Here is a 1015-nt window from a genome sequence, read left to right on the forward strand (position 1 = left end):
CCACCAGGTCGACCGCCTCGAACATCCCGGCGACAGCCTCGATCACGGCGATCCGGTAGTCGTCGAGGCCGGCGAGCACGGTGGGGTCCATCGACTGGACCCCCAGCATCACCCCGCGGATGTCCTCGGTGAGCTCGCCCGCCGCCGCCGGCCAGTGCGGCGCCAGCCAGCGGTGGATCCGCAGCGCGGCGATCCCGGCGAAGCCTCCCGCGAGCGGCGGCACCCGCACGGCCGGCGCGGACACCTGGCGAAGCCCCGCAGCGCCGACCAGGTCCTCGAAGGTGTCCGCGACGGTGGCGAGCACCCCCGGATCGGGCTGGGCACCGCCCAGTTCGGGCATCCACGCGACGCGCAGCCCGCGGGTCTCGACGCCGCCGAGGCCCGCGGCGAACCGCAGCCCCCCGACCGGGCCGGGCGCACTGTAGGGATCACGCGGGTCGAACCCGGCCGTCACGTCGAGGACGCGGGCCATGTCCCGGACCGAACGGGCCAGGGTCGTCGTCACCACGGTGAGCGGCTCGATCACCGGCTCCGGGCCGCCCGGCACGATCCGCCAGGTGTTCTTCAGCCCCGGCAGGCCGCAGAAGGCAGCGGGCTGCCGGCTGGACCCGCCGCCGTCAGTGGCGGTCGCGAGCGTCGCCAGGCCGCCGGCGACCGCCGCCGCGCTGCCCCCGGAGGAGCCACCGGCGGAGTAGTCCGGGTGCCACGGGTTGCGGGTGACCCCGTGCAGCCGTCCGACCGTGTCGTCGCCGCGGGCGAGCTCGCTCGAGGTGGTCTGGAAGACCGGGATGGCTCCGGCCGCCACCAGGCGGGTGACCTGGGTGGACGTACAGGTGGACCGGCGGTGGCGCAGCGGGGACGAGCCGTCGGCGCGCGGCCAGCCGGCGACCTGCTCCAGCTCCTTGACCCCGAACGGCACTCCGGCGAGCGGCAGGTCGAGGTCGACCCGCCCGGCCGCCGCGAGCGCCGCCTCGGCATCGACGTGACAGACGGCGCCGAGCCCGGAGGCCGCCAC

The 1015-nt window shown here is 76.6% G+C and carries 1 protein-coding gene; it reads right to left on the minus strand.

Annotated elements, in window-relative coordinates; translation table 11 throughout:
- On the minus strand, window positions 1–1015 hold a 1015-nt coding region (locus MXD58_RS25460), incomplete at both ends, for an amidase family protein (protein WP_250610217.1).

It is taken from the genome of Frankia sp. AgKG'84/4, from assembly GCF_023242965.2.
Taxonomy (GTDB): domain Bacteria; phylum Actinomycetota; class Actinomycetes; order Frankiales; family Frankiaceae; genus Frankia.